Consider the following 25,116-nt stretch of genomic DNA (forward strand, 5'->3'; position numbering starts at 1 on the left):
GGTGGAGTCCGGGATCTCTTTAAACTAGTATGGAGACACATGATTAACGTAAATCGCTACACGCCCTTACTCATCTTATTCCTTACAATAGCTATCGCCATAATATACAGGTCTCCCGTGTTCTTGGGACTTACTGTGCTCATCATCGCCTTATTGATATATAAGGGGTTCGTAACGTGGCCCAGTTTTCTCTCCAATATGCGGAGAAGGGGAGAGCAATTGCCAGACATCCAGGTGACGGATGGCCTAGTGATCTCCAAGGATAGAGTAATCGGAGTGGTTTCAATAGAAGACGTTCCCTTCGACTACAGGGATTTGAGTGATTCTTCCCTGAGATCCGCGATAAACTCCTTTCATAAGGTGTTGAACCTGGGTACACAGGTAGATGTGGTCCTTAAAAGAACCTACGTGGATCAGAGATCATTTCTAAAGGACGTTCTCAATAAAATACAGAACTTGAGGATAGTAATAGAGAACGATCCCTCTAACGCTAAGGCTAAGAGGGAACTGGAGATACTTCAGTCCGTTTTAGATAGGATCAACTCTGGAGAGGTCCCCTTCTCGTTTAAGTTCTTCCTCTTGATACACGGAAAGGACACCAAGGAAGTCACAGGGCTCTCTCAGGTGATCATCAAGGGCATGGAAAGCCTCAATATGAAGGCGAGATTAGCTACCAGGGATGAGATATATGACCTTCTTGTCCTGAAGCCGTGGTCAAGGGGGAATGTAGCCCTCCCTTCTCAGATGCCATTCATGACTCCATTCGCCATCACTAAGGCTCCTAAGGTCACCTTATGGGAAGGTGGAATTTACATGGGGAGGGAAATAGAGAGGGGTTTTCCTGTGTTCTGGAACGTTGAACGACTGGAGAATCCCCATATCATTGTGATAGGACCCACCGGGTCTGGAAAGACCGAGTTCTTGATTAAGGAGGGCGCTTTGCTGTCACTGATTTATCAGGTCCCCACAGTTTTCTTTGACAGTAAGGGAGACATAAGAGCTAGGCTCTTCAAGTACGGGTTGAGGTCCAAAGTTCTGAATCCTTTGTTTTATAGTATAAACCTCTTGAACTTGCCAGATTTGCCCAATCAACTGAAACCTTTGACCATAGAGAAGATCGTCGGTTTGTCGTTTGGTCTCACGAAGGTGGAGATGGCTACGCTATTCAAATCTATTTCAGAAACCGTAAGGGGAAATAACGGAGATAAATTGACCTGGGGCTCAGTCCTAGCTAACCTGAGGAGTCAGGAGAGCGGACTGAGGAGCGTCCTGGAGAGGGTGATAAACGTGGTATCTGAGTTGGACCACGACGGGCCTCCTCTATTGGATAACATAGAGAAGGGAATAAACGTGATAGATCTCAGTCAGATCAGGGAGGAGAGCCTGAGGAGACTCGTAATGTACTCAGTAATATCTTCGCTTTACGCTAGATTCTCCAAGACCGTTGATGAAGGGCTAAGGATAGCCATAGTGATAGATGAGGCTTGGACAATATTGAGGGGTGAGGAGTTGGGGGGCATAGTCATGGACCTCATAAAGAGAGGTAGAGGTCACGGGATAGCCCTCCTAATGGCTACCCAAAACCTTCAGGATTTAGGGGAGAAGTTTGACGTCTTTATGGAGAACATAGGGACCTTATGCTTCATGAACAACGGGGACAAGAAGTATTGGACTGAAGTTGTCAAGAGGTACGCCACCCTTCTCGATTCGGACGTAGACACGAAGCTGTCCTTCTTGAGCAGGGGAGAGATGCTGGTCAGATTCTTGGGAGACCCAAGACCCCTTCTAGTGAGGACTGAACCCCTAGTTGGAGGCCCTCTCCAGGATTGACTGAAGTGCTGCCTTTAACTTACCATAAATGAAGTCCTCTTTCACACCGTTAATTACGATCTCTTTGAGGTCTTCCTTATCCATGACAATGTTATATTCTACCTTATCTGAGGTTTTGGAGTCCTCCAAGATCTTACTCAACGCATTGAATAGTGCCTTACTCATGCTAAGGGACTTTCTCACTATGATCCTCATAGTAGGTTTACCGAAGTAGATCTCCGCTATGATCTCCCCCTTCCTATTCTTGATGTAGTCCAGGCTCACCTTTCCCCCCCTCATGTTGGGAACGTAGCCTGACTCAACTAAGCTCAATAAATATTCATAGTACTCCAGTTCCTTTTTCAGTGAGGAGATCTTGTTCTCTAGAAACTTCTTTAATTCGTCTGTGTTTGCCTCCACAGGGTAAAGTTCGACAGAAATATTATTTATAAGTAGGGTATTCGTTATGAGAAAGGATGATACGAGCTGCTGTCGTGGGTGGTTCGGGTTATACTGGAGGAGAGTTACTCAGGATACTCGTTGTGCATCCCCAGGTTGAGATAACTACAGTGACTTCAAGGGAATATGCTGGTAAGCCAGTATCACTAGTTCATCCGAACCTTAAAGGCTTCCTGAACATGAACTTCTCTCAGTTTTCCCTGGATAAGATAGGCGACAAGGCTGATGTGGTATTTCTAGGACTTCCACACGGAGTCTCCCTAAACTACGTTCCGAAATTACTTGAGATGGGCTTACAGGTCGTGGACTTAAGTGCCGACTTCAGACTCAAGAATCCGGAACTTTACAAGTTTTGGTACGGCATAGAGCACCCTTATCCAGATCTCCTCGACAAGGCCGTTTACGGTTTACCGGAGCTTCATGAGGAGGAGTTGAAGGGAGCGAAACTAATAGCGTCTCCAGGTTGTAATGCCACTGCAACTATTCTAGCGTTGGCTCCAGTAGTTCACTGGAACATGGCCTCTAATCCGAGGTTCGTTAGTGACGTTAAGGTGTCCAGCAGTGAAGGTGGAGCTAAACCCTCCGAAGGGAGCCATCACCCAGAGAGACAAAATGCCATCAGACCTTACGAGGCTGAGGGTCACAGACACGCAGCAGAGGCCGAACAAGAACTATCGAGACTTGGGAAGAGAGAGGTGAAAGTAAGCATAGTGCCCCACGCCATAAGTAGTGTAAGGGGTGCTCTCGCCTCATCTCACGCCTGGCTTGACCAGACGTTGGATGATCTGGACATATGGAAGAAGATAGCGGAATTCTACAAGGGGAAGAGATTCATCAGGATCATTAGAGGGGGAATACATCCATATCCGGATCCAAAGTATGTTGTCGGGAGCAACTTCGCAGACGTAGGATTCGCAAATGAGAAGAGAGTCCTCAGGTTGACAATGTTCTCGGCAATTGACAATCTTATGAAGGGCGCTGCAGGTCAAGCAGTACAGAGCTTCAACATCTCCAGGGGCTTTAAGGAAGATGAAGGTCTTAGAACTCCTCCCCTGAGGCCTGCCTAAGATGATCGTCGTTAAGGTTGGAGGAAGAGTCATCAAAAACGCTTTGGATAACATCATTGAGAGTCTAGTGAATTACGGAGGTAAGGCCATACTGGTTCACGGAGGTGGAGACATAGTAACGGATCTTAGTAAAAGAATGGGGATCGAGCCAGTCTTCGTGACGTCACCGGAAGGAATAAGGAGTAGATATACTGGAAGAGAGGAACTGGACGTTTACGTCATGGGGATGAATTTAGTAAATAAAAACATTGTCACACGATTGGTATCAAAGGGTAAATCGGCTATAGGCATCTCCGGGATGGATGGACCGACTGTGATGGCTACCAGGAAGAAGAGGATAATGATAATAGACGAGAGGGGGAAGAAGAGGATAATTGACGGAGGATACACCGGGAAGATAAATTCAGTCAACAGTGAATATTTAATGAGACTAAACGAAATCTTTCAGCTGATAGTTATAGCCCCTATAGCAGTGGATATGGAAGAGGGAGTAGCCCTAAACGTTGATGGGGATCAGATGGCCTTCAACGTGGCAAAGGCAGTCAGGGCAGAAGCTCTATTGCTCCTCACAGACGTCGAGGGAGTTTTAGTAGACAGCAAGGTGGTAGGGAGGTTAGGTCCAGATGAGGCAGCTAACCTCTCTGCTAAAATTGGACCTGGAATGAACAGGAAGCTCCTCATGGCCAGCGAGAGCGTGAGAGCTGGCGTAAGCAAAGTAATAATTGCTTCAGGGTTGGTGCCTAATGCCATTAACTCGGCCTTAGAAGGAAGGGGGACGGTGATATCATGAGCAAGATGGGAAACAAGATAGACGACAGTGACATAAAGATCCTTGAAGTGCTAAAGAAGAACGCAAGGACTCCCTACACCATGATTGCCAAGGACCTCAAAGTAAGTGAGGCTGCTGTGAGGAAGAGGATAGAGAAGCTGATAAGGTTAGGAGTAATAAAGAGGTTTACTATAGAGTATGAACTTGAGAATGAAGTTAAGGCCATAGTCATGGTTAAGTCTACTCCTCAAATTCCCACCCCTGAGATTTCTAAGAAGATCGCAAGAACACAGGGCGTAGAGACGGTCTATGAGACGACGGGCGATTATGACATCATCGTCATAGTCAGGGGAATAAACATCTCTTCTATAAATAGGACCATTGATGAAATTAGGAGTATACAGGGAGTTATGGGTACTAATAGTACTATAATCCTTAGGACATGGTTCTAAGTTCGAACTAATCATTTTCATGAAAGCTTTTGAGCACTGAACCTTTGTAAGGTTAATTGATCACGTATGGTATCTCTAAAATGTCCAGTCTGTGGAGGAAACGTAGAAGTGGAAGACAACGCACTACCTGGGGAGATAGTTGAACACGATTGTGGGGCCCAATTGGAGGTCTACAACGACCACGGTAGACTCTCTCTCAGGTTGGCCGAACAAATCGGCGAGGACTGGGGAGAGTGATTCTTGGGGTCTCCTACGACCTCCTCAGGTGGGAGGAGAGGAACCTCATAGATGAAGCCAGAAAAGAGGGTCACAAGATAGTTCCTGTTTTCACCAAGGATATGGCCTTCGTCACGGGGGAGGACCTGGGACTACTCGGGGCTGAGGCAATACTTCAAAGGAACACCAGTCACAGCAGGGCTCTGTCCTCCTCGCTGATATTCGAAGCCCACGGTTTGAGGGTATATAACGACTCCATGACGCTCATCAGATGTGAGAATAAGCTACACACTACCAGCTTACTGAGTAAAAGCGGCATACCAGTCCCTAAGACCGCCATAGCCTTCTCGAGGGAGAAGGCTCTGGAAATAGCAGAGGAACTGGGTTACCCTGTGGTAATAAAGCCTGTGGAGGGAAGTTGGGGTAGAATGGTAGCTAGAGCGCAGGATGAGGATTCTTTGAGGAGTCTCATGGAGTACCAGGAATTCACTACTGTACCCTTCAAGACCGTCTACTATATACAAGAGTTCGTGGAGAAACCTAACAGAGACATTAGGATATTCGTTATAGGGGATGAAGCTCCCGTGGGAATCTATAGGGTCAACGAGAAGAGCTGGAAGACTAACACAGCGTTGGGAGCAACAGCCTTGCCCCTAAAGATAGACGAGGAACTCAGGGAACTTGCCCTTAAAGTAAGGGAGGTGATAGGGGGGTTCTTCCTCGGGATCGACGTCTTCGAAGATAGAGAGAGGGGATACCTAGTTGGAGAAGTAAACGGTGTTCCAGAGTATAAGAACACCGCGAGGGTTAACCAGTTTAACGTGAGCGGTTTCCTTTTAAGGAAGTTGGGAGAGGTGTTAAGGAAATGAAGCTAATTACGTTCTACGGAAGTAGAGGATTGAGGATAGTCAAAGGCGAGAACCAATACGTGTGGGACGATAAGGGAAAAAAATACCTCGACCTTCACTCTGGTCACGGTGTGGCGTTCCTAGGGCACAGGAACAAGAGGGTCGTAGAGTACATCAAAAGCCAGATGGATGAGATAATGACACTGACTACGGCGTTCGACAATCCCATTAGGGAGGAGATGCTGAGGGAACTAGATGACGTCAAACCGGACGGAATGGATAACGTGTTTCTCCTCAACGGCGGAACCGAGGCCGTGGAGATGGCGATGAAGGTGGCGAGGAAGACCACAGGGAGAAAGAAGTTTATCGCCTTTAGGAACTCATTCCACGGCAGGACTATGGGTTCCTTATCTGTAACGTGGAACAAAAAATATAGGGACCCCTTTGAGCCTTTGGTTGGACCAGTAGACTTCTTGGAGTTCAATAAAATTGAGGATCTTAAGAAGATAGACAACGAAACTGCAGCAGTCATATTTGAGCCGGTACAGGGGGAAGGAGGTGTAATACCCGCAACTAATGATTTTGCTAAGGCTCTAAGGGAGGAAACCCAAAAGAAAGGAGTTCTCCTTATCTCGGACGAAGTACAAGCTGGGTTCGGCAGAACCGGGAAGGTATGGGCTTATCAACATTTCAACATAACTCCTGACATACTTACGGCTGGGAAGGCGATAGGTGGAGGTTTTCCAGTGAGTGCTGTTTTCCTTCCAGACGATATAGCCAACAGACTAGGTGAGGGTGATCATGGGACAACTTATGGAGGAAATCCGCTAGCTGCAGCTGCCGTGACGGCTGCTACGAGAGTCCTCAAAGAGGAGAGGGTTCCTGAGCAAGCCAAAGTCAAAGGAGAGCTGTTCATGAGGATGCTGAGGGATGCCCTTGCCGATTTTAAATCCTTGAGGGAGATAAGGGGATTAGGCCTCATGATAGGAGTTGATCTGAGACTAAACCCGGGATTGGCCATTAAGGTTCTTCAGGAACAAGGAGTATTAGCACTGAAGGCGGGTATAACTGTGATAAGGTTCTTAGCCCCGTTCATGATCACCAATCAGGACATGGAGTTGGCAGTCAATGCTGTCAGAAAAGGAGTTTCTGAGACGGAAAGCAAAGGAGGTACTTAGCTCACTCGTGGGAGTTTACTCCCCGTCAGGGAGAGAAGATGCCCTCATTCCTGTGATGGAGAAGATCTCATCTGAGCTAAACCTTGACCTAAGGGTAACGGAGACTAAGTCCTTTTTGTTGGGATCCGACAGCAAGTTCCTCTTAGCTTCCCACCTAGATACCGTCCCTGGCTTTTTAGAGCCCAAGGTGACGGAGGAGTCCATAAGCGGAAGGGGTGCGGTGGACGCTAAGGGACCGTTCACAGCCATGCTTTTGGCAGGCTGGATGTTAAATGAGAATGGATGTAAGGTAACTGTCGCAGGCCTCTCTGACGAGGAGAACTTAAGCAGTGGAGCGAAGGAGCTGGTAAGACAAAGTAAGAGGTTCGAACATATAGTAATCGGAGAACCCACGAATGCTATCCACGTGGCGATTGAGTACAGAGGACTCCTGAGGATCTCAGTAAAATGCAGAGGTGCACAGGAGCACTCGTCCTCATCGTCCTCAAACGTGATTCTCAAGTACATGCCAAAGATCTTACAAGTGTCCAAACTACCTGGTTCCTTTGATGAGCCTTCTGTAATGCCCACGGTTGTTAGGGCTGGTGAGGCCTTGAACGTGACACCTAGGGAACTGGAGGCGTTCTTCGACGTGAGATTTCCATACGGAACGTCCGGGGATATCCTGATTTCTTCTTTTAGAGAAGTGTTTAGCGAGTGTGAAGTGGAGATCAGAGAACGTATAGAACCCGTAAGAGTCTCCCCGAACACACAAATCGTGAGGGCCTTAATGCGAGGATTACTGAAGCAAGGTATCAAACCCTCACTCGTCAGAAAGGGGGGAACCAGCGACATGAACATCTTAGCAACGATCACCGGCAGTATAGCGACTTACGGTCCAGGAGACGCTACCTTGGAGCATACCGACAGAGAAGTCGTGAGTTTAGATGAACTATATATATCCACAATGACTTACTACAACGCAATAGGAGAGTTATGCTTGAGAAGCTAACCACACCGCTTTACCCAGTATACGAAAGGCTGCTCTGGAGACAGATCAGAGAGGGGCCAATTCCTAATCACGTGGGGATAATACCAGACGGCAATAGGAGATGGGCCAGATCGAACAACTCCTCAGTCAATGAGGCCTATATGATGGGGTACAAGAAACTGAAGAGCGTACTCATCTGGTTGCTGGAACTGGGAGTTAAGAACGTTACAGTTTTTGCACTGTCTACGGAGAATTGCACAAGGAGGTCCAGGTCGGAGCTAGATTTAGTAATGAATTACATTAAGAGAGGGCTGGAGGAACTCCTCACTGAGGAGTTCGTGGACAAGTTTAAAATAAAAGTGAGGGCCATTGGGAAGCTGGAGATGGTTAGCCAGGACCTGCGGAAGACCGTGGAGGTAGTAACAGAGAGATCCTCCAAGTACTCTGAGCGTAAGCTGACCTTGGCCATATGTTATGGGGGGAGACAGGAGATACTTGACGCCGTGTCCAGACTGGTTAGAGAGAGGAAGGACATAAGTTCCATAACCGAGGACGAGTTCAGGAAGTACTTCTATGATAACGAACTTAGCGATATAGACCTGGTAATAAGGACTTCAGGAGAGATGAGGATAAGCAACTTCTTACTATGGCATCTAGCCTACTCTGAGCTCTTTTTCTGTGAGGCCTACTGGCCAGACTTCAGAAAGATAGACCTTTGGAGAGCTATAAGGGCGTATCAGAGAAGAGTGAGAAGGTTCGGGGCTTAACCTTTTTTATTTCCTGTGGATAAAACGAGGGGAGAGAGAATGGGTGTTTACCAGGGTAGAGATCTCAGGAAGGTCACAGGTGGTCTAAAGAATAGATCTAGGGGAAAAAGGAAGTTCGAAATAGGTAGTCAGCCCACAGAGACCAAACTTCACGACAACGATATGAGGGAGAAAGTCAGAGTCATGGGTGGAAATAAAAAGGTAAGGCTAACCTATGCAGGATTCGCTAACGTGCTAAACACTTCTGACGGCTCTGCAAAGAAGGTCAAGATCCTTGAGGTGATATCTACCCCTGCCAACAGGGAGTATGCCAGAAGAGGGATTATAGTTAAGGGTTCCAGGATAAGGACTGAGGCCGGAGAGGCCATAGTTACTTCCAGACCTGGCCAAGACGGCGTAGTTAATGCAGTGTTGATTCAACAATGAGCCTACGCGACTATGAAGGGAAGAAGGTAGTCGTCTGGCTCGCTTACTTCACAGCCCCTTCCAGGAGGAAGGGTAGGCTTTTTCCGTCACTGAAGGTAGGTCTAGCTGAACTGGAGAAGGTCACCAAGGAACTCAATCTTAACCCAGAGGTCTTGGATAAGATCCACCCAGGAAGTAGAATCAGGGGTGCCGTTGCAGTGGATAAGGGGTTTGGAGGAAAGGGCAGGACTCTCAAGGCGATATACGAGGCCTTGAGGTCCCTCAAGTGAGCTCTTGACTCAGCCGGTTCCACGTGATTGCCCGATTTTACCTTAGGACGGTCAAGTGAAGGGACTACCCTCTAAATAACGTTACCTTAACCAGGTGTGGGTTCACGGTCTCCTGGAGTTAGGGCTCAGGACACACACTGCATTTCGTTCTCGTCGCTTAGGGCAGAACTCACTCGATGAGAACCTTTTGTCCCCCCTAAATCGACGAGTATTGAAGTGAATATTTCTATTTCCCTGAGAAAATCTGTCTCAATGAAGGATGCCCTTAGCGTTCACCTTTCTCTGGCTTCCTCTCCGCCCAAAAGGAGAGGCTTTTACTCCTTTGCAAATCCAAAGTAATTATAGCAATTATGCGACTTTCCCTTAACTAACGCCCTGTTATCAAGGGAAATCTAATAAGCGCTATAATTATAGCAACTACGGGACTTTCCCTTGGTACTGTCCTGTGATCAAGGCGAAATCTAATAACTGCTATAATTAAATGGACCTTGTAGAGGTTTTAACGTGTTACTATTTACAATTTCTCGCTTACTATACACTAAAATAAATTTGCAGAATTTCTTGAGACGCCCTCAAAGATCTGCACTTGAGGATGCCCGAGGGAAGCAGTCAGTTTACTTTAAATAAATGTCATCTCATTGATAAGTAGCTCTACCTTGGGCCCGTAGCTTAGCCAGGTAGAGCGACGGGCTCTTAACCAATACGGGAGGTACCCGTAGGTCCCGGGTTCGAATCCCGGCGGGCCCGCCACACTATTCCTTATTTGTTGTGAAGAATATCACATACCCAACGTAGGCGATGAAACCGAAGACTATCACCACCACCAGGAAATTAATCACATGAAGGACCAGTGAGGGAAGCTTGATGTTAAGGTAGGGAATTCTGTAGCCTAGAAACAAGGAGAAGTAGGCCAAAACTATCGCAGTTACGGAGAGGATCATCAGGCTGAGGCCAAATAACCTAAATCTTAACACTCCCCCACATCTCCAACAAGTCCTTACAGGCCCTCTCAATAACCTGTGCCGAGCCCATTGAGGGTCTCCATCCATAGCCTTTCAGCTTCTGTATGTCTAAGAGCATAAACCTAACGTCTCCTGCCCACCCTCGACCACTTCCATCATCAACATAAATGTGTTTGGGCGTGAGACCCATCACGCCCTCCACTATCCTCGCTATCTCCTCAACTGTGACCCAATCGTCATTGCCTACATTGAACGCGTCGTAATTACCCTTGAATTTCTGATTGAGGAGGAGCACTGCGTCTATGAGGTCCTGAACATAAAGATAGCTCTTCCTCTGTTTCCCGTTTCCGAGGATTTCCAGTTCTGAAGGATTTCTCCTCAACTTCCTCACGAAGTCCACGACTACGCCGTGAGATACCCTACCTCCCGTTATGTTGGCTAATCTCAAGGAGACGGCCCTCATGCCATATGTCCTGGAGTAATACTCTGTCATCTCCTCCCCCAGGAGCTTAAATAGACCATAATTGGAGATGGGCTTCATGATCTCGGTCTCAGGAGTAGGAACCCTGGATGCCTCTCCATAGACTGTTGAAGACGAGAAAAAGAAGACTGTGGAACAGTCTGAACGTCTAGCCATCTCCAGGGTGTTCAGAGTTACCTTAACGTCCCTGCTAAAGTGCTCTTCAATGTCTTGCATTGATGTCCTTACGTCTGGGTTAGCAGCTAAGTGGTAGATTGTCTGACAGTCCTCTATACTAGGTATTTCTGTTCTGAGATCAATCCTGATGATCTTGGCCTTCTTGTTCACATATGAACCTGAGGAAAAGTCGTCTAAGGAGACCACGTTCTCCCCTAGCTCCACCAGTCTATCTACCAAGTGACCCCCGATATAGCCTGCTCCTCCAGTGACTACTGATACCATATGCTTCGAATATTCCTGAAACCCAAATAAATAACGGTATTCTGTGCTGTGGTGGCGGAAGGGGAAAAAATTAATACCAATGCATTACCCTAACACTTAGGGGTTGGGCCCGTAGCTCAGCTAGGTAGAGCGGCGGGCTTTTAACCCGTAGGCCCCGGGTTCGAATCCCGGCGGGCCCGCCACATCTAACGTTCTTCTTTAAAAGAAATTTTACGTTCATGTATAGCTGCGTTAAATTTGCAAGTATTATAGTACATACAGAGGTGGTATACAGCTTGAGCCGTAGTCAACAGTTTCCGATAGACCGTAAAGTTTATATTATTTCATCATAAACTCTTATATGATGCTGAGACATAAGGAAGTCCGCCAACGCTTAGGAATATCCTATGCTATAATTAGAGAATATGTTAAGAAGGGATACATAAAACCAGTACTACAGAGCGGGAAGTGGAGGTTCAGGGAGGACGTGGAAAAGTTGATGGGAATTGTGAGGAAGAGAAAGTTGTATTATACGGTGGAGTGTCATCGCGAAAGGACGAGTTGGCAAAGCAAGTTAAGTACCTCGAGGAGAACGTTAAGGACCACGAGCAGGTCATCACGGACGTGGGACCTTCATTGAACGTGAAGAGGAGGGGGTTCCTCAACTGAGGATGATAGTAAACAACGAAGTGTCGAAAGCCGTAGCCTACCCGGACAGGCTGGTGAGGTTCGGCTTCGAGATGGTAGAGGAGGTATGCAGAGCGCGCACAACTGTGAGCTCGTGGTGTTGAACAAGGAGGACAACACAACAGGACAAGAGTTGATAGACTTAATTTCCATCTTGGTCTCGTTCGGGAAACTGTACGGTATGGGGAGTCGTGAGTACGAGAAGGTGAGGAAGTGCCTTGAAGAAATTAAGGCTTAAATCGTTTCAGCCAGAGGAGGAGTACGTCTACTTAACGTATTCCTTGAAGAACGACGAGGGGGAGGAGAGCAGGATATTACTAGAGAACTATAAGACATTACTACAAAAAGCGTTAGACTGGTTGTGGGAGAGGATCAAGGTTGAGAGGAGAGAAGTGAAGAGGGGTAAGAAAGTCATCACGAAGGTCAAGATAACCCTCCCCGAGAAGAAGGGAGTGTACAAGACGTTGAGGGATGAACTGGAGGGGGTCAACGTCCTAGCTTCCCACTACGCTGACAAGGCCATAAGCGACGCTCAATCTTGAGGAGCTGGAAGAGGAGGGCCGAGAAGGGAAAAGCGTCGTTGAGGAAACCTAAACTGAAGAGAGTTTACGTAAGGGTTAAGTCTACTCTGAGGAAGGTTGAGGGTGAGAGTGTTAGGATTACTGTAAGACCGTACGAGTACATTACCTTCTCCTGGTCCCACACCTGGTTCTCTCCACGGGTTAAATGGTTAGAACTGAGTGAGCCCGTGATAAAGGAGGACAAGGTTCACCTACCATTCCGTCATAGATTACCCTGGTCAACTCCCCTAGACTATCTAGCAATCGACAGTAACCTCTACACTCTGGACGCTTACGACGGCGAGAAGTTCGTCACGTTTTCCATGAGGGAGTTGTACAGCCTCAAGTTTGGGATGGAATTGAAGAGGGGTAGAATACAGTCCTTCGCTTCAAAGCACGGTAGGAAAGGGGAGTTGTTGATGAGGAAGTACTCCCACCGTGAAAGAAATCGCGTCCTGGATTACGTTCACAAGTTTGTGAACAAACTGTTGGAGATGTACCCTCTCACTACGATTGCTGTTGAGAAACTGAACAAACAAAAGATGTTCCAAGACGCTAATGACAAGTTGTCTAAGAAGATTTCCAGGACTGTATGGAGGTCGATCCACCGCGTTCTTAAACACAAGGCCCCACTTTACGGCTCCCTAGTTAAGGAGGTGAACCCTCACCTCACCTCCAAGTCCTGCCCCAGATGTGGACGGGTTTCCCGAAAGGTAGGACTTTTCGTTGTGAGAGGTGTGGTTTCACCCTGGACAGGCAACTGAACGCATCCCTCAACATCTTCCTCAAGATGTGTGGGTTTCCCCACCTCTTTCTCACTCCCACTGGGAGTAGGTGGGTTGGGGTTACCCCGTTAAGGGGGCGGAGGAGTAAGGGTTTCCCCGCGACTCCGGTGAAGCTCAAGGGCTGAGAATTGATATTAAATATTATGAAATTCTATGAAGCCTGAACCCCTTGTAGTTAAAGCGAAATCCAATTAGCTGACAGCAGTTATTAGATTTCACCTAGATTACAGGGCGGTACCTAAGGGAGAATCCCATAACTGCTGTTAGCTGATAAAGCTAGTTGAGGCAATAATGAGGGTTAGGAGTGGTGGAGCTGTCCCAGCTCCTGGAGATTCAGTGAGCTCCACCATATTTACAGAGTTGGGAGATTTATCGAGGTTCCCAAGTGACCTACGCAGGTCTGACCGTTTGTCCCTACGCTCTCATTTCACTCATTTTATGTTCAATCATGATCGAGTATAGGGACTTAGCCCTCAACCACCTACTTACGGTAGGTGGGTCATGGGACTCCTTAGAGCCCAACGGCACGGGGCTCACATCTCTGCAATCACTCCCACCCTTTTGGGCATAGCCCACATCGAGTGAGAGATCATCCTTTATCAACAAAAATTTATTTTATTATAAACAAATATAATAAAGATTTCTATCAACGTGAAAAAGGATTCAGCCCAGGACGCTTAGGCCCTCACTCCTCTCTCCTCTTGGGCCTAAAGGAGTGGGCATGACTTGGGTCATAAACGCTGGACCTAACTTCGTCCCTATATCTCTCGGGATTCGCTACTTTACCCACGATTATCACTGCGTCCTTGAATATCTTTTCCTCTTTAACTCTAGAGACCAGCTGATCTACCGTGGTTCTTACTATTTTCTGATCTGGCCAACCTGCCTTATACACCACAACCACTGGAGTATCGTCAGTGACTCCTCCTTCCTTGAGTTCCCTGACAACTTTGTCCACGATGTGGACTCCAGTGTAGATGGCTAAGCTAGCTCCCCTATTCACGAAGGGCGCGTAATCCCTTATACTGCCTTCCATTTGAACCCTAGCGGAGCCCCGAGTTATGATCAGGGTCTGGGATACCTTGGGTAGGGTTAACTCTATTCCCGCAACACTCGCTGCTGAAAGGGCAGCAGTTATTCCTGGAACTAACTCGTACGGCACCTCGGCGTCTTGGAGTGCCCAGATCTCCTCCATGAGAGCCCCGTATATGGAGAAGTCTCCTGACTTAAGTCTCACGACCAGTTTTCCCTCCTTTGCCCTCCTAATCATGAGCTCCGTTATTTCCTCTAACGTCAGACTTGCGCTGTCAACGACCTCTGCGTCTTTCCTGGCCCACCTCCTCACTATATCAGGGTTCACTAGAGAGCCTGCATATATCACTACGTCAGCGTCTTCAAGGTAGTTCCTCCCTCTCACTGTAATGAGTTCTGGATCTCCAGGTCCTGCGCCCACGAAAACGACTCTACCTCTTTGCATCCTTCCTCACCCTAGCTATTAACATGGAGAAGTAGTCCTCCTCTACTATCTCCTTTCCGAGAGTCTCCTCGTCCATGAAACACCTCCTGGCGTAGATCACGTCATATCCCTCCAAAAGCCTCATGGACTCCCTCAGTCCCATACTACCCTTCATGATCACTATGGTTTCAAACACGCCGACGGCTTTTGACAGGACGTCTCTCCTGTCAGCGGGAACCACTGCCACGGCGTCTCCTCCTAAAGCTAAGCTCATGCTCGCCCTACTGGCACAGGCTGTAAAACTGGTCACTCCGGGCACCAGTTCCTTCTCCTCCACGCAGGGCATCCTATCAATGAGCCTGAACACGGTACTATACAACGTCGGATCTCCTAAGGTCACGTAAACTGCCTCCTTGAAGTCCTTCAGCTCCGAACAGAGGCTGTTGGCTATGGTGTTCAGTTCTTCTTCCTCAACCTCCCTCCTCATGGGCAACTTAACCCTGACGATCTTTCCCCTCACGTAAGGGGAGATCACCCTCTCCGCCAAACTCGCTACCTTGTTTGAGGAGAAGGGAACCACCACAACGCCTGCTTCAGAGAGTAACTTGGCGGCCTTCACGGTCACGAGTTCTGGATCTCCAGGTCCCACTCCGACAGCGTAGACCTTCATTTCTTCTCACCAACTATAATAAAGATAGGATTTCTAGCTATCATGGCGTACCCTGTGCTGGTTCTTCTTCCCTTGCTGATGGAAATCAATTCCACTTCCACTTTATAGCCCAAGGACTCGAGGGACTTCACCAATTTGTTGGCGGTCTCGAGTTGAATGGCGTCTCCCACAATCCTAGCCCCCCTCCTGAGCATCTTGTCCAAGGAACGTATTATCTCCTCGAGTTCATCGGAGCCCCCTCCTATGAAGGCCCCATCTAGTTCCTCGTTGAAGCCTTTGAGCACTTCGAGGGCGTCTCCAGAGATCACCTGAACCCTGTCAGTCACCCCAAATCTCTCCAGGTTCCTGGTGGTGAGTTCCACCGCCTTAGGGTCCCTATCCACAGCGTATACTCTTCCCTCTGGACCCACAGCTAGAGCCATCTCCACAGCCACAGAACCTGTACCACAACCCACGTCCATTACCCTGTTTCCTCTCCTTAACCTCAGCTTGGAGATGACAAGCACCCTTATTTCCTCCTTGGTCATGGGAACGTCTTCTACCCTTAGGAACTCTTCGTCTGGGATACCGAAAGTGACGAAGGGCCAGCTCAATCTTCCACCTCAGCTATCACTTCGGTGCCGGCTTCGTTGAGAGCAACTACTTTGACTTTACCGGGAAAGACGGTCTTTACGACCTTGAGGACCCTCCTGCATACCTCTAGCATGACAGACCTGACCTCATCTCTATCCAGGTGATATAGCGACTCTGCAACGCTCCTGGAACTGGCGACCTTAGCCACCTTCTCTAGAGGAATATTCAGGAGGACGCTTATCCTGGTCAACACGTCAACTCTACAGTCTCCATACTTAGAATGGGTGTTGAGCATGCCTGCAGCCAACTTGGTGAGTTTGCCCGGTAGGCTGACCAAGGTCAGTGAAGATGCGTTTCTCTCCCTAGCGATCTCCAGTGCATCGCCTACCCTATCTCCTACCTTAACCGCGTGACCGTAAGTTCTCCTAGCCCATTCGTAAGAGACGTTGCCCGGCGCAATCACCACTTTTCCGAAGGTGGCGATTTCCTGACATATCTCCGCCTTGACGTGCTCCGTGTACTCCTCGTCGCTCACAGGCCACTCGACTCCTGTGGTGCCAAGTATCGATATCCCACCAGTGACTCCCACGCTAGGATTCATGGTCTTAGAAGCTAACTCCTCTCCTCCTGGGACCTCGACTATCACGGTGTAATTTCCTCCTACCTCCTCCAAAGCCATCAAGATCAGCCTGTGGGCGCCTTCGCTTATGGCGTAACCGTTCGTGCCTCTCACCCAGGAACCCTCCACCTTTCCCACCCCCTTTCCACCTATTACAGAAGTCTCATGGGAGGCCTTCACGCATGCCACTATTTCGGCTCCGTCAAGCACATCAGGATTATCTCCTGAAAATTTCCTAACGGAGGAGCAGGAGAATCCCTCAGATAGCCACGTCCTCTCCACGGGTATCTCTATCCTTAAGCCTATGGGCGTCGGTACGACTACTGCACTCACTCTCTCACCCCTCAACACTAGGGCCGATGCCTTGGCTGCAGCGGCTGCCGCTAGACCCGTGGTGATCCCGAATCTCTTGAGCGTGTCTATCAAGCTCATACTTATTATCATACCCCCTGGGGGTTATTATCAGACCGTTACATACGTAAGATTTAGAATTACCAACTATCAGGGTAGTTACCATGTTGATCTGATCCTGATACTTTCGCCACTCACCTAAGGTAGTCACCACACTCCACTCACTATCCCTGTACACTCCCCTGACTATCCCGAGCGGTGTTGATGGCTTCCTATACCTTGATACCTCGTCCAAGACCTGTGCCGTGAGGATTGGATTTATGGGGTTATACAGTGCTATGACGAAGTCTGCTTCCGCAGCCTTCCTCACCTTCTCAACTATCTCCTCCCTTGGAGTCAAGAGATCGCTGAGACTCACCACAGCGAAGTCGTGGGATAAAGGAGCCCCTATCCTCGCTGCAGCGGCCAAAGCTGCAGTGACACCAGGAATTACTCTCACTTCCACGTCGGCACCGCTCAAACAGGCTAACTCTAAGGTCGGCGATGCCATACCGAAGACCTGTGGATCCCCACTGCTCACTATGGACACGGTCTTCCCCTCAAGTGCCTCCAATATGGCCAGCTTCGCCCTCAGTAACTCCTCCTTCATGTTGGCCACTATGACCTCTTTGCCCTGAAGGAGGTCACGTATCAATTCAGCGTAGGTACGGTAGGTTATTACGACCTGACTCTCCCTGATGGCCCTCACGAACTCTTCAGTCCTAGCTTCCTTAGCTCCAGGACCTAGGCCTAGAACGTATATTTTGCCCTTCAATTCAATCACCCGCCAACCTGATCAGTTCGTTAAAGATGGCTGCGGCGACGTTACTTCCCCCATAACTACCTCTTATTACGAAGGAAGGCAGTCCCGATTTCACCAACGACTCTTTGGCCTCCATTGCATTGGTGAAGCCTGGAGGGGAGGCAATGACGAAGGGGATCTCTCTTCCTTGTGAGACCAACTTCAGAACTTCAAGTAGGGCTGTAGGGGCGTTTCCCACTATCACGGCCCTAGGTTCACCCACCTTTAAAGATAGTCTGATCCCAGCCGCCGTCTTCGTACCTCCGTTCCGTCTAACCTCTTCTTCTATCCCAGACTGTTCAACGGCAGTGACCACTTTTTTCCACCTAAGCCCACACGCTACCATCCTGACGTCTGTCACCACAGTTATTCCAGCCCTCAATGCCTCGACTGCTACGTTCACCGCCTCGTCACTGGAATAGTACTGCATGGCTATCTCTGGATTCCCAGTCGCATAGACTGCTCTAGCCACTATCCTCAAGTGCGGATAGTGCAGGTCTGGTCTAATTTTCCTTGCATGTTCCTCCGCTATGTCCATACTCCTCTCCTCAATCTCCTCCGGATCGCTGAGGTAACCTTCAACACCCAGCCCCAATGCCCTCATCACCCTTAATTTGAGGGAGATGTGAACCAGGACCGAATCCGCCAAGGGTCTCGTGAAATACACCTCGATCTCCTTTCCGCCTATGTTCACTTTGGTCCATTTCTCTAACTCATCCACGTTCAGGGAACCGGCAATGTCCTTGAAGACGTGATTTCCCCTTCCCAAGAAGGCTAGGGCAAAAATTATTCTCGTGAAGCCCCTCTCAGATAACTTCCCGACGACGTCCCTCCAATCCGGAGGCGAAAACTCATTGTGGGCTAGAATGACCTCTCCCTTAATGTCTCGTCTAAGTGACTCAGCCATGGCTTCTAGGTCCTCCAAGAACTCGCGCCTTCTAGAGCCGTGGGTAACTACAATTATGGCGTCCATCTATATCACCATGGCCACAAGATCCGTATTGACGTAATTCAAGAAGGAGGAGAGCTTTCCCCTCACTACCTTTTCATCTGGGTAGCTGAGCCTTTCCATGATGATTACTTCTCTATCTCCTACATGTTCCAACAACACCGAGGCCACTCGGGATACCCCCCTCTCGTCTGGTGGAGGAAGGACTACTAGTCTCCTCCCACACCTCAGGACGTGTACTAATTCCTTAAACAACTCGCTCTCGTCGGCCCTAACGTGCATAGTGACGAAGATGGCCGATGAGAGGTCTAGGTTAGCTCTGGCCAAGACGTAGTTAATAGAGGACACCCCCGGAACTACCTCAACTTCACAGCCGTGCGATGTCGACACCTCCCTTATCCTTTCAAGGAACTGGAAATCGGAGACTGAAGGGTCTCCGTGATCTAGGACGGCTATCTTACTTCCTTCGTGGAGAGCTCGATCGAGTTCTTGTAACTGATTGCGGTACGTCAAGATACGTATTTTCGCCTCTCTTCCCACTATATCTCTGAACCTCTCCACTACACTTGACCACCCTACCACTACTTCCGCGGTGGAGATTATCCTAGCTCCCTTAATGGTCAACATCTCCGGATCTCCAGGACCTACTCCCACAACGTACACTTTACACATCTACAACACCTGCAACCGCAACTGTGAGATCGTGTGCCTTAACTTTCCTTAACAGCAATCTAGCTCCTTTGCCAGCCATCATTAGCGCTGAGGCCTCCGCCACGCCTCTTATCCCTTCTTCCCTGAGCTTATCCGAAGGCGGTGACAGACAATCGTGATCCAGAGAGTTCAGCTCATCCACAGAAAATAGCCTGAAGGGTAGGTTGAGCTTATCTGCCACAGACTTCGCTCTTTCCTTTATGGACGCGATCCCCTTAACTCTGGATAGCGGTACCCCGTATTGGGCTAATATCCCGGGAACCCTATCCTCTATGTCCCGGGCCTCATCCTTGAGCCCAACCCCCACGAAGAGCTCATAAGGAATCAAACAGAGTTCGTCTTCCTTACACCCCCTCCCTAACTTCACGGTGAAGCTGCAGTTTCCCCTAGTCACTACGTAGTCAAACCCACTGGGAGGATCAAAGTTCTCAGCACAGAGGATTCCGCCATCTAATACATGAGAGTAGACCTTAGCCAGTTTCCCTACGTCCTCGAATTTAGCGTATAGTAATTTAGCCAAGTGCTCTAACGGTCTTATTCCAACCTCCTCTGCTTGGGTGTTCAGGATTGCACTCCCACCAACGGAGTTAGCGACTAAGCTGGCCAATTCGTTCCCTCCCCAATGGGAGTTCACAACGGGTATTGCGAACTTTCCCGACGAGTCCACGGCCACGACTGCTGGGTCTTCTCCCTTTTTCGTGGAGTACTTGCATACTACCCTCACAGCTCCAGAAAATGACATGATCAAAATTACGCCATCAAAGCACTTGAACGCCTGCCTTACAACTTCCTCTGAATATTCCCCTAGAAAGTAGGAATGCTTAAGAGACCTGTTCACAACCTTAGCTAGCTCGATACCTTTCTTACTCCCAGCTATCACTGCCACTCCTCGAGGGAAAAGAAGATCTTTAAGCATGTCTGGGTAGGATAACCTATCCAGATAGTTTTAAACGTTTCTTATAATGACTGGACCTACATGAACCCAACGCACAGCTTCCAGGCGAGAGGCATCTCTAACCGTTTGTCCCTACACTTTCATTTCAATCATTTTATCTTCATTCATGATGGAGTGTAGGGACTTAGCCCTCAACCACCCACCAGCCTTAACGGTAGGTGGGTCATGGGGCTCCTTAGAGCCCAACGGCAAGGGACTCACATCCCAGATCACTCCCACCCTTTTGGGCATAGCCCACATCGAGTGACAGTTCATCTTTTATCAACAAAAAACAATGTAAAAAGATTTCTATTAATGTGAAAAAAGATTCAACCCACTACGTGAACCCTCGCGCCACACAGGGACATCAGTTCGTGATAGGGTTTTCTAATCTTTAGAAAGAGATCATCCTTTTGCCCAAGGAAGTGCTTCGGTGGGAAATTGATCTGTAATACTCAGCGTGGAGAAGACCGAAAACAGCCTCGTAAATCGTAAAAAATTTACTATGTCAGGGAGGTTTCACGTCTATGGCCGCGACTGGGCATACGTTAACACATGCCATACAGAATATACAAGCCTGCTCGTTGACGGGATCAGCCTTCTTTTCACTGGCAGGATGCCCAGGTGTATCATACCACTGAAATACGTTTACTGGACAGGCATTTATACAGGATCCGTCAGCGATACAAAGGTCGAAGTCTACGCCAACTATCGTCCCGTGGATTCCGAGGGCCTTCTCCTTTGGAACTGGGGGAGGATCAGCAGGTGCATACACCTTATGACCAGAGTGTTCACCTGTGACACCTCTGGATGTCCTGAAGTTAGGATCTATTCCCATGGTTCTCCGAAGTAAAAGGGCTAGCTCACATAAAGAATTTGACCCCGAATATTTACGTGATCAAATTTACCCACCTACCTTTGGCAGTTCCCATTTCCTGATCATGGCCAAGAGCCTGAGTCCTGTAACTAAAACCGATGTTAGAATAAGGGAGGTTTGGCCACCAAACCACTGAGCTAGGAAATAAAAAACTATTCCACCAATTATTGTAGGTGTTGCGTAGAAGTCCCTCTTTAGTACAATGGGTATTTCGTTTGAGAGTAGGTCTCTCAACACCCCACCGCCTACAGCAGTGAGAGATGCGATCATGGCTGTCCCTAAGAGATTTAGACCGTGCTCTAAACCTATTTCCGCACCAGTGGCGGTGAAAGCACCTAAGCCCACGGCATCAGCTATCAATATGGCCATATGGATCTTTCTCAACTGTCTGTAAAGGAGAACGGTTATTATAGATCCCAGAATGGCTATCAAAGGTGGCTGAACCTCCCTTAGAGAGGTCGGTGGGAATACTCCGAGAAGTACATCCCTCACTATCCCTCCGGCTAAAGCTGTAGAGAAACCCAGCACTAACACTCCTAGGAGGTCTAATTTCTTCTCAAATGCCTTAAGTGACCCAGAGATCGAAAAGGCCAATATGCCCAAGTAATTAAGTCCCGTTAGTATTTCCTGCAGGAACATTAACTTGAGGCTTAGTTAGCTAGATTTTATCTTATTGGGGGCTGGGAAGGCCCGTAGTGCCTGTGGGCTAGGGTTTTCGTTTCCCCGACCTTTCCCAAGATCTTCTGGAGGTATTATAACAATGGTTGGAGGATTGCGAGTGAGGCTAGGTTTAAGTTGTTGAGATGTAAAATCGTCGAGTCCTACATGGTGTTTAAGGAGGATGATCCTAAACCTTACGAGCCTAAAGCGTTTATCCCAGTAGATCTCAACGAGAATTCTGTCTCCTCACTTATCAAGAATAAACCCGTATTGCTTGAAACAAACACCAAGAGGATTACTCTAGGCTATGAGTACAGGAGGATTGAGGAGGGTAGGTCTACTAAGGATAGGGAAGTTGGGAGGAAGTTGAGGGAAAAGGACAAGAAGCTTGATGTTAGGAGGAAGATGGCTAAGCTGATCGTTTTGGAGGCTTACGAAAGTAGGAGTGCTATAATTTTGGAGGACTTGTCAAAGAGGGCTCCGGAACACGTGGTTGAGGACGTGAAGGATGAACAGCTCAGGTCGAGGATTTATAGATCTGCATTTTCCTCAATGAGGAGAGCTATCGTTGAGAAGGCTAGGGAGTTCGGTGTCCCCGTGATCTTGGTTGATCCTTCTCACACTTCTACTGTCTGTCCAGTCCACGGGACGAAGATCATTTACCAACCCGATGGGGGCGATGCCCCAAGGGTTGGTGTTTGTGAGAGGGGGGAGAGGTGGCATAGGGACGTAGTTGCCCTCTATAATTTGAGGAAAAGGGTTGGAGATGTGAGCCCCGTGCCCTTCATGTCGAAGGAGTCCCATGACCCACCTACCGTAAGTAGGTGGTTGAGGGTTAAGTCCCTACACTTGATCGTGATTGAAGACAAAATGAAATGAAAGTGTAGGGACAAACGGCAGGAAGCTCCATCCGTGAAGTCAGGGTCGCTCTTAAAGGTCTATCCTAGAGTCACATAGTGTCAAAACGTCGTCGTCATGAGTTGCCATTATTATTCCTCTCTTCTCTTCCTTAAGTATAGAGATCATTTCGGCAAGAGACTGTATGCCGTAACCGTCCATGGCCGCTGTTGGCTCATCAAGGCCTATTACCCTAAAGCCTGAGGAGAAGGCCGACGCTATGAGAACCCTCATCTTCTCACCCATGCTGAGAGCAAAGGGACTTCTGTCCCTTAACTCCTTCAAATTGAAGAGTTCCATAACATCATCTCTTTTGACTTCACCCCAGACAGTATCCTCAAATAGTTGAAGGTCTGGATTTTGGAAGATTACGTAAACTTTTCCCGAAAGCTTCTTCAACAATGATGTCTTCCCAGACCCGTTAGGCCCCGTGAGACAGAGCACCTCTCCTTCCCTGACCTTAACTCTGAGGCTCCCTACACCCACGTCCAGAAGTGTGTTACCGTGTTCGACTCTTTCCACTTTAAGTTTAAACCCCCTCAGACCGTGATTCCTTAAGAAACTCTCGTCCCACAGAGTTTCCTTGCTCAGCTCCAGTATTCCGTCTCTGGAGAGTAGATAAGCCCTGTCCACCATATCCCTAACCTCCCTAGTCCTGTGTTCGGCTATGAGAGAACCTTGTGGTATGACCTCCTTAACTAACCTTATTGCGTTCTCGTCAAGGTTGGAGAAGGGCTCATCCAAGAGGACATACCTCGGTTTGGAAGCTAGAACCGAGGTGATAACATATCTCTTCCTGTAGCCGTCGGAGAGCCTAAAGAAATCTGTCTTAAGGTAGGGTCCCATCAGCTTTCTAGCTAGCTCGAAGTCTACTTCGTGAAACCTTGCCATTATTTTGAGCTCGTCCTCTAAAGTCCTTGCCAAAATTTGGGACGAGGGTTCCTGAAAGACGGCTGAGATCAGTGAGTAGTCCCTCGTGTCACAGAACTCTCTTCCGTCCACATGGAAATCGAACGGGCCCTCACAGGTCACGGAGTTTATGAGAGTGCTCTTTCCAGATCCGTTTCTTCCCAAAAGTGCAACCCTCTCCCCTGGGTTCAGCTCAATCCTGCCACGGAGATTGGAAGAAGATATGACAAGCAAAGCGCGACTACCCCCAAAGCCAAGGGCACTAGATCGTCTCGAGAAGGAGTGAGTTTCGCATCCTTCTTGAGATTTCCGTATAATTTCACAGTATAGGCCCTATAAAGGTTCTCAGCAACCTTGACTACTTCAACCAATATCGGTCTAGATAACTTTAAGGGACTGAAAGGCTTCCTCCTGGCCCTCCTATAAAAGAAGACCTGTGCCGCAATCTGATAGAATAGAGGGAAGTAAACCATGGTGACGACTAGGGGGAGTGCCTTCTCTCCTCCTATATCCAGGAGAGATATTATGTCTAAGTGTTCAGAGGAGGCGAAAAAGAGGTTCAGAAATGTGAAGGCCCTAACCACGTAAGGGTAGATGTAAAGGTGTTCTGTCCTACTCAGCATAAAGAAGGACAGAAACACAGCTAAGACCTCTCCCCCCACTATACCTCTCCTTTGCATAATAGGAATTAGGGAGACTAAGAGGCTCCATAGTGGAAATGAAATGAATGAGGAGTAAATCACCATGACTGAGTACACTAGGATGTAGGGAACCTTCCACTTCACTTCATGACACCAGATCTTAGGAGGAACTTGCCTAGATAATGAGAGATTACTCCCATTACGGCACTCTCGGTGAAATAAACTAAACTAAATAAGGCTGTCAGAATAGCCAGGTCCGTAATTCCCTTGGGTAGGCCGAGGAACAAGAAGCCGAATACCACGCTCAGAACACCTACCAGCCCTCCAGCCAGAGTAGTGTTGACCATCACGGCCTTCAGGCCTCTATATCCTAGAATCCTAGATACCATCTCCACTATAATCCCTGCAATTAGGAAGGATACGGTGAGGAAGAATAGAGAAAAGATTGCATACAACACTGCGCTTATAATCCCAACTAGGAGAGGTCCGTTTTTCTGATTTATTGCCTGAATTCCCACGGATATTATTATCAGCGGGATAGTTAACGTGAGTATCGGGTCCAAGAAAACACTCAGGGCATAAAGGGAAAGTGATAGACTCATGGCTGCTGCTACTCCAAAAGAGGCCACAGAGAATACGGCCGCATAAATTACCTCTCTTCTGTTCATAGCATTATTTAAGTAACGACTTAGCTAAAGCTTTACCCTTATTAGGAGTTTCAGATAGGGGAGAGTTAGTCAGGGAACCCCTTTGTATCTCCATGCTATATCTCTTCATACTTGAGCCAACCTTAGCGTGATTAGCGTCCTGGGAGTAAATACGGTTTCTCGATTACCACCACAACGCCAGGTCAGCTCTCTCAACAAGAGCAGTCCTACGTGATTTCTACGTGGGGTTCTGGGC

The 25,116-nt window shown here is 48.2% G+C and carries 29 protein-coding genes, 2 tRNA genes and 3 pseudogenes; 16 read left to right on the forward strand and 18 right to left on the reverse strand.

Translation table 11 applies throughout. From position 1 onward, the window contains the following. Positions 1 to 39 precede the first annotated feature (39 nt). On the forward strand, positions 40 to 1,830 hold the full coding sequence (gene cedB / locus METMK1DRAFT_RS08745) for a DNA import protein CedB (RefSeq protein ID WP_009073077.1): 1,791 nt from the start codon (positions 40 to 42) through the stop codon (positions 1,828 to 1,830). Here the strand turns inward: cedB and METMK1DRAFT_RS08750 are convergent. Next, the gene (locus METMK1DRAFT_RS08750) at positions 1,804 to 2,229 is read right to left on the reverse strand and encodes a hypothetical protein (protein WP_009073079.1); all 426 of its coding nucleotides are present in this window, start codon (positions 2,227 to 2,229) and stop codon (positions 1,804 to 1,806) included. The genes cedB and METMK1DRAFT_RS08750 overlap by 27 nt on opposite strands. 56 nt (positions 2,230 to 2,285) lie before the next feature. Here METMK1DRAFT_RS08750 and argC point away from each other — a divergent pair, with 56 nt between their 5' ends. The 11 genes from argC (at position 2,286) to METMK1DRAFT_RS08805 (ending at position 9,980) form a co-directional block, all read left to right on the forward strand. Further along, positions 2,286 to 3,335 carry an N-acetyl-gamma-glutamyl-phosphate reductase gene (gene argC, locus METMK1DRAFT_RS08755; RefSeq protein WP_009073080.1) on the forward strand — a complete coding sequence of 350 codons (1,050 nt, stop codon included), beginning with the start codon at positions 2,286 to 2,288 and terminating at the stop codon, positions 3,333 to 3,335. Between the two features lies 1 nt (position 3,336). Then, positions 3,337 to 4,125, forward strand: coding sequence for a [LysW]-aminoadipate/[LysW]-glutamate kinase (locus tag METMK1DRAFT_RS08760; protein WP_009073083.1), 789 nt, complete (start codon positions 3,337 to 3,339; stop codon positions 4,123 to 4,125). A 5-nt stretch (positions 4,126 to 4,130) separates the two neighbouring features. Beyond that, positions 4,131 to 4,556, forward strand: a complete 426-nt coding sequence (gene lysM, locus METMK1DRAFT_RS08765) for an HTH-type transcriptional regulator LysM (protein ID WP_048087896.1) — start codon at positions 4,131 to 4,133, stop codon at positions 4,554 to 4,556. Between the two features lie 66 nt (positions 4,557 to 4,622). Further along, on the forward strand, positions 4,623 to 4,793 hold the full coding sequence (gene lysW/argW / locus METMK1DRAFT_RS08770) for an alpha-aminoadipate/glutamate carrier protein LysW (protein WP_009073086.1): 171 nt from the start codon (positions 4,623 to 4,625) through the stop codon (positions 4,791 to 4,793). Further along, the gene (gene lysX, locus METMK1DRAFT_RS08775) at positions 4,790 to 5,641 is read left to right on the forward strand and encodes a lysine biosynthesis protein LysX (protein ID WP_009073089.1); all 852 of its coding nucleotides are present in this window, start codon (positions 4,790 to 4,792) and stop codon (positions 5,639 to 5,641) included. Before lysW/argW ends, lysX begins: the two co-directional genes overlap by 4 nt. Continuing rightward, the gene (gene lysJ, locus METMK1DRAFT_RS08780; protein WP_009073091.1) at positions 5,638 to 6,798 is read left to right on the forward strand and encodes a [LysW]-aminoadipate semialdehyde/glutamate semialdehyde transaminase; all 1,161 of its coding nucleotides are present in this window, start codon (positions 5,638 to 5,640) and stop codon (positions 6,796 to 6,798) included. The genes lysX and lysJ overlap by 4 nt, the downstream gene beginning before the upstream one ends. Beyond that, a complete protein-coding gene (locus METMK1DRAFT_RS08785) occupies positions 6,749 to 7,789 on the forward strand; it encodes an N-acetyl-lysine deacetylase (protein WP_009073093.1) in 1,041 nt (346 codons plus the stop codon). The genes lysJ and METMK1DRAFT_RS08785 overlap by 50 nt, the downstream gene beginning before the upstream one ends. After that, positions 7,774 to 8,535 carry a polyprenyl diphosphate synthase gene (gene uppS / locus METMK1DRAFT_RS08790; RefSeq protein ID WP_009073095.1) on the forward strand — a complete coding sequence of 254 codons (762 nt, stop codon included), beginning with the start codon at positions 7,774 to 7,776 and terminating at the stop codon, positions 8,533 to 8,535. The genes METMK1DRAFT_RS08785 and uppS overlap by 16 nt, the downstream gene beginning before the upstream one ends. 39 nt (positions 8,536 to 8,574) lie before the next feature. Next, a complete protein-coding gene (locus METMK1DRAFT_RS08795) occupies positions 8,575 to 8,961 on the forward strand; it encodes a 30S ribosomal protein S8e (RefSeq protein ID WP_009073097.1) in 387 nt (128 codons plus the stop codon). After that, a complete protein-coding gene (locus METMK1DRAFT_RS08800) occupies positions 8,958 to 9,230 on the forward strand; it encodes a hypothetical protein (protein WP_009073100.1) in 273 nt (90 codons plus the stop codon). Before METMK1DRAFT_RS08795 ends, METMK1DRAFT_RS08800 begins: the two co-directional genes overlap by 4 nt. A gap of 658 nt (positions 9,231 to 9,888) precedes the next feature. Next, a tRNA-Lys gene (locus METMK1DRAFT_RS08805) sits at positions 9,889 to 9,980 on the forward strand. 2 nt (positions 9,981 to 9,982) lie between these two features. Here METMK1DRAFT_RS08805 and METMK1DRAFT_RS08810 read toward each other — a convergent pair. Both METMK1DRAFT_RS08810 and METMK1DRAFT_RS08815 read right to left on the reverse strand, forming a co-directional pair. Continuing rightward, positions 9,983 to 10,171 (reverse strand): hypothetical protein, encoded by a 189-nt coding sequence (locus METMK1DRAFT_RS08810; RefSeq protein WP_009073102.1) that lies wholly within the window; start codon positions 10,169 to 10,171, stop codon positions 9,983 to 9,985. 19 nt (positions 10,172 to 10,190) lie between these two features. Next, complete coding sequence (locus METMK1DRAFT_RS08815; protein ID WP_009073106.1) at positions 10,191 to 11,114, reverse strand: NAD-dependent epimerase/dehydratase family protein; 924 nt, start codon at positions 11,112 to 11,114, stop codon at positions 10,191 to 10,193. A 105-nt stretch (positions 11,115 to 11,219) separates the two neighbouring features. Here METMK1DRAFT_RS08815 and METMK1DRAFT_RS08820 point away from each other — a divergent pair. The 3 genes and pseudogenes from METMK1DRAFT_RS08820 to METMK1DRAFT_RS08835 all read left to right on the forward strand — a co-directional run bounded on the left by METMK1DRAFT_RS08820 (position 11,220) and on the right by METMK1DRAFT_RS08835 (position 13,282). Next, a tRNA-Lys gene (locus METMK1DRAFT_RS08820) sits at positions 11,220 to 11,296 on the forward strand. A 161-nt stretch (positions 11,297 to 11,457) separates the two neighbouring features. Beyond that, positions 11,458 to 12,018, forward strand: a pseudogene (locus tag METMK1DRAFT_RS16550) (IS607 family transposase). Then, positions 11,999 to 13,282: pseudogene (locus METMK1DRAFT_RS08835) on the forward strand (RNA-guided endonuclease InsQ/TnpB family protein). The pseudogenes METMK1DRAFT_RS16550 and METMK1DRAFT_RS08835 overlap by 20 nt, the downstream one beginning before the upstream one ends. A gap of 257 nt (positions 13,283 to 13,539) precedes the next feature. Here METMK1DRAFT_RS08835 and METMK1DRAFT_RS08840 read toward each other — a convergent pair. From METMK1DRAFT_RS08840 to METMK1DRAFT_RS08890, 12 genes are all read right to left on the reverse strand, one after another. After that, a complete protein-coding gene (locus METMK1DRAFT_RS08840; RefSeq protein WP_009073118.1) occupies positions 13,540 to 13,731 on the reverse strand; it encodes a hypothetical protein in 192 nt (63 codons plus the stop codon). Between the two features lie 79 nt (positions 13,732 to 13,810). Further along, positions 13,811 to 14,602 (reverse strand): precorrin-4 C(11)-methyltransferase, encoded by a 792-nt coding sequence (gene cobM, locus METMK1DRAFT_RS08845; RefSeq protein WP_009073119.1) that lies wholly within the window; start codon positions 14,600 to 14,602, stop codon positions 13,811 to 13,813. Further along, a complete protein-coding gene (locus METMK1DRAFT_RS08850; protein WP_009073121.1) occupies positions 14,589 to 15,251 on the reverse strand; it encodes a cobalt-factor II C(20)-methyltransferase in 663 nt (220 codons plus the stop codon). Before METMK1DRAFT_RS08850 ends, cobM begins: the two co-directional genes overlap by 14 nt. Then, positions 15,248 to 15,844 carry a precorrin-6Y C5,15-methyltransferase (decarboxylating) subunit CbiT gene (gene cbiT, locus METMK1DRAFT_RS08855; RefSeq protein ID WP_009073123.1) on the reverse strand — a complete coding sequence of 199 codons (597 nt, stop codon included), beginning with the start codon at positions 15,842 to 15,844 and terminating at the stop codon, positions 15,248 to 15,250. Before cbiT ends, METMK1DRAFT_RS08850 begins: the two co-directional genes overlap by 4 nt. After that, entirely contained in the window at positions 15,841 to 16,875 is a 1,035-nt protein-coding gene (gene cbiD, locus METMK1DRAFT_RS08860) for a cobalt-precorrin-5B (C(1))-methyltransferase CbiD (protein ID WP_048087771.1), read from the reverse strand. Before cbiD ends, cbiT begins: the two co-directional genes overlap by 4 nt. Beyond that, entirely contained in the window at positions 16,781 to 17,608 is an 828-nt protein-coding gene (locus METMK1DRAFT_RS08865) for a precorrin-3B C(17)-methyltransferase (protein ID WP_009073127.1), read from the reverse strand. The genes cbiD and METMK1DRAFT_RS08865 overlap by 95 nt, the downstream gene beginning before the upstream one ends. Position 17,609: 1 nt before the next feature. Further along, a complete protein-coding gene (locus tag METMK1DRAFT_RS18225; RefSeq protein WP_009073129.1) occupies positions 17,610 to 18,608 on the reverse strand; it encodes a precorrin-8X methylmutase in 999 nt (332 codons plus the stop codon). Continuing rightward, entirely contained in the window at positions 18,609 to 19,256 is a 648-nt protein-coding gene (gene cbiE, locus METMK1DRAFT_RS18230; protein ID WP_009073130.1) for a precorrin-6y C5,15-methyltransferase (decarboxylating) subunit CbiE, read from the reverse strand. Then, on the reverse strand, positions 19,249 to 20,211 hold the full coding sequence (locus METMK1DRAFT_RS15670; protein ID WP_009073132.1) for a cobalamin biosynthesis protein: 963 nt from the start codon (positions 20,209 to 20,211) through the stop codon (positions 19,249 to 19,251). Before METMK1DRAFT_RS15670 ends, cbiE begins: the two co-directional genes overlap by 8 nt. 111 nt (positions 20,212 to 20,322) lie before the next feature. Further along, positions 20,323 to 20,505 carry a hypothetical protein gene (locus tag METMK1DRAFT_RS16555; RefSeq protein WP_009073134.1) on the reverse strand — a complete coding sequence of 61 codons (183 nt, stop codon included), beginning with the start codon at positions 20,503 to 20,505 and terminating at the stop codon, positions 20,323 to 20,325. Between the two features lie 232 nt (positions 20,506 to 20,737). Further along, positions 20,738 to 21,067, reverse strand: a complete 330-nt coding sequence (locus METMK1DRAFT_RS08885) for a 4Fe-4S dicluster domain-containing protein (RefSeq protein ID WP_009073136.1) — start codon at positions 21,065 to 21,067, stop codon at positions 20,738 to 20,740. Between the two features lie 66 nt (positions 21,068 to 21,133). Next, positions 21,134 to 21,745: a trimeric intracellular cation channel family protein gene (locus METMK1DRAFT_RS08890; protein ID WP_009073138.1), complete on the reverse strand. Its 612-nt coding sequence runs from the start codon at positions 21,743 to 21,745 to the stop codon at positions 21,134 to 21,136. Positions 21,746 to 21,811: 66 nt separating this feature from the next. Here METMK1DRAFT_RS08890 and METMK1DRAFT_RS08895 point away from each other — a divergent pair. Next, a pseudogene (locus METMK1DRAFT_RS08895) lies at positions 21,812 to 22,645 on the forward strand (IS200/IS605 family accessory protein TnpB-related protein); the annotation flags it as partial. Between the two features lie 51 nt (positions 22,646 to 22,696). Here METMK1DRAFT_RS08895 and METMK1DRAFT_RS08900 read toward each other — a convergent pair. The 3 genes from METMK1DRAFT_RS08900 to METMK1DRAFT_RS08910 are packed head-to-tail and all read right to left on the reverse strand — an operon-like array spanning position 22,697 to position 24,881. After that, the gene (locus METMK1DRAFT_RS08900; protein WP_009073142.1) at positions 22,697 to 23,806 is read right to left on the reverse strand and encodes an ATP-binding cassette domain-containing protein; all 1,110 of its coding nucleotides are present in this window, start codon (positions 23,804 to 23,806) and stop codon (positions 22,697 to 22,699) included. Continuing rightward, entirely contained in the window at positions 23,761 to 24,357 is a 597-nt protein-coding gene (locus tag METMK1DRAFT_RS08905; protein WP_009073146.1) for a hypothetical protein, read from the reverse strand. Before METMK1DRAFT_RS08905 ends, METMK1DRAFT_RS08900 begins: the two co-directional genes overlap by 46 nt. After that, positions 24,354 to 24,881, reverse strand: a complete 528-nt coding sequence (locus METMK1DRAFT_RS08910; protein WP_009073150.1) for a hypothetical protein — start codon at positions 24,879 to 24,881, stop codon at positions 24,354 to 24,356. Before METMK1DRAFT_RS08910 ends, METMK1DRAFT_RS08905 begins: the two co-directional genes overlap by 4 nt. Positions 24,882 to 25,116 lie beyond the last annotated feature (235 nt).

It is taken from the genome of Metallosphaera yellowstonensis MK1 (assembly GCF_000243315.1).
GTDB classification, from domain to species: domain Archaea; phylum Thermoproteota; class Thermoprotei_A; order Sulfolobales; family Sulfolobaceae; genus Metallosphaera; species Metallosphaera yellowstonensis.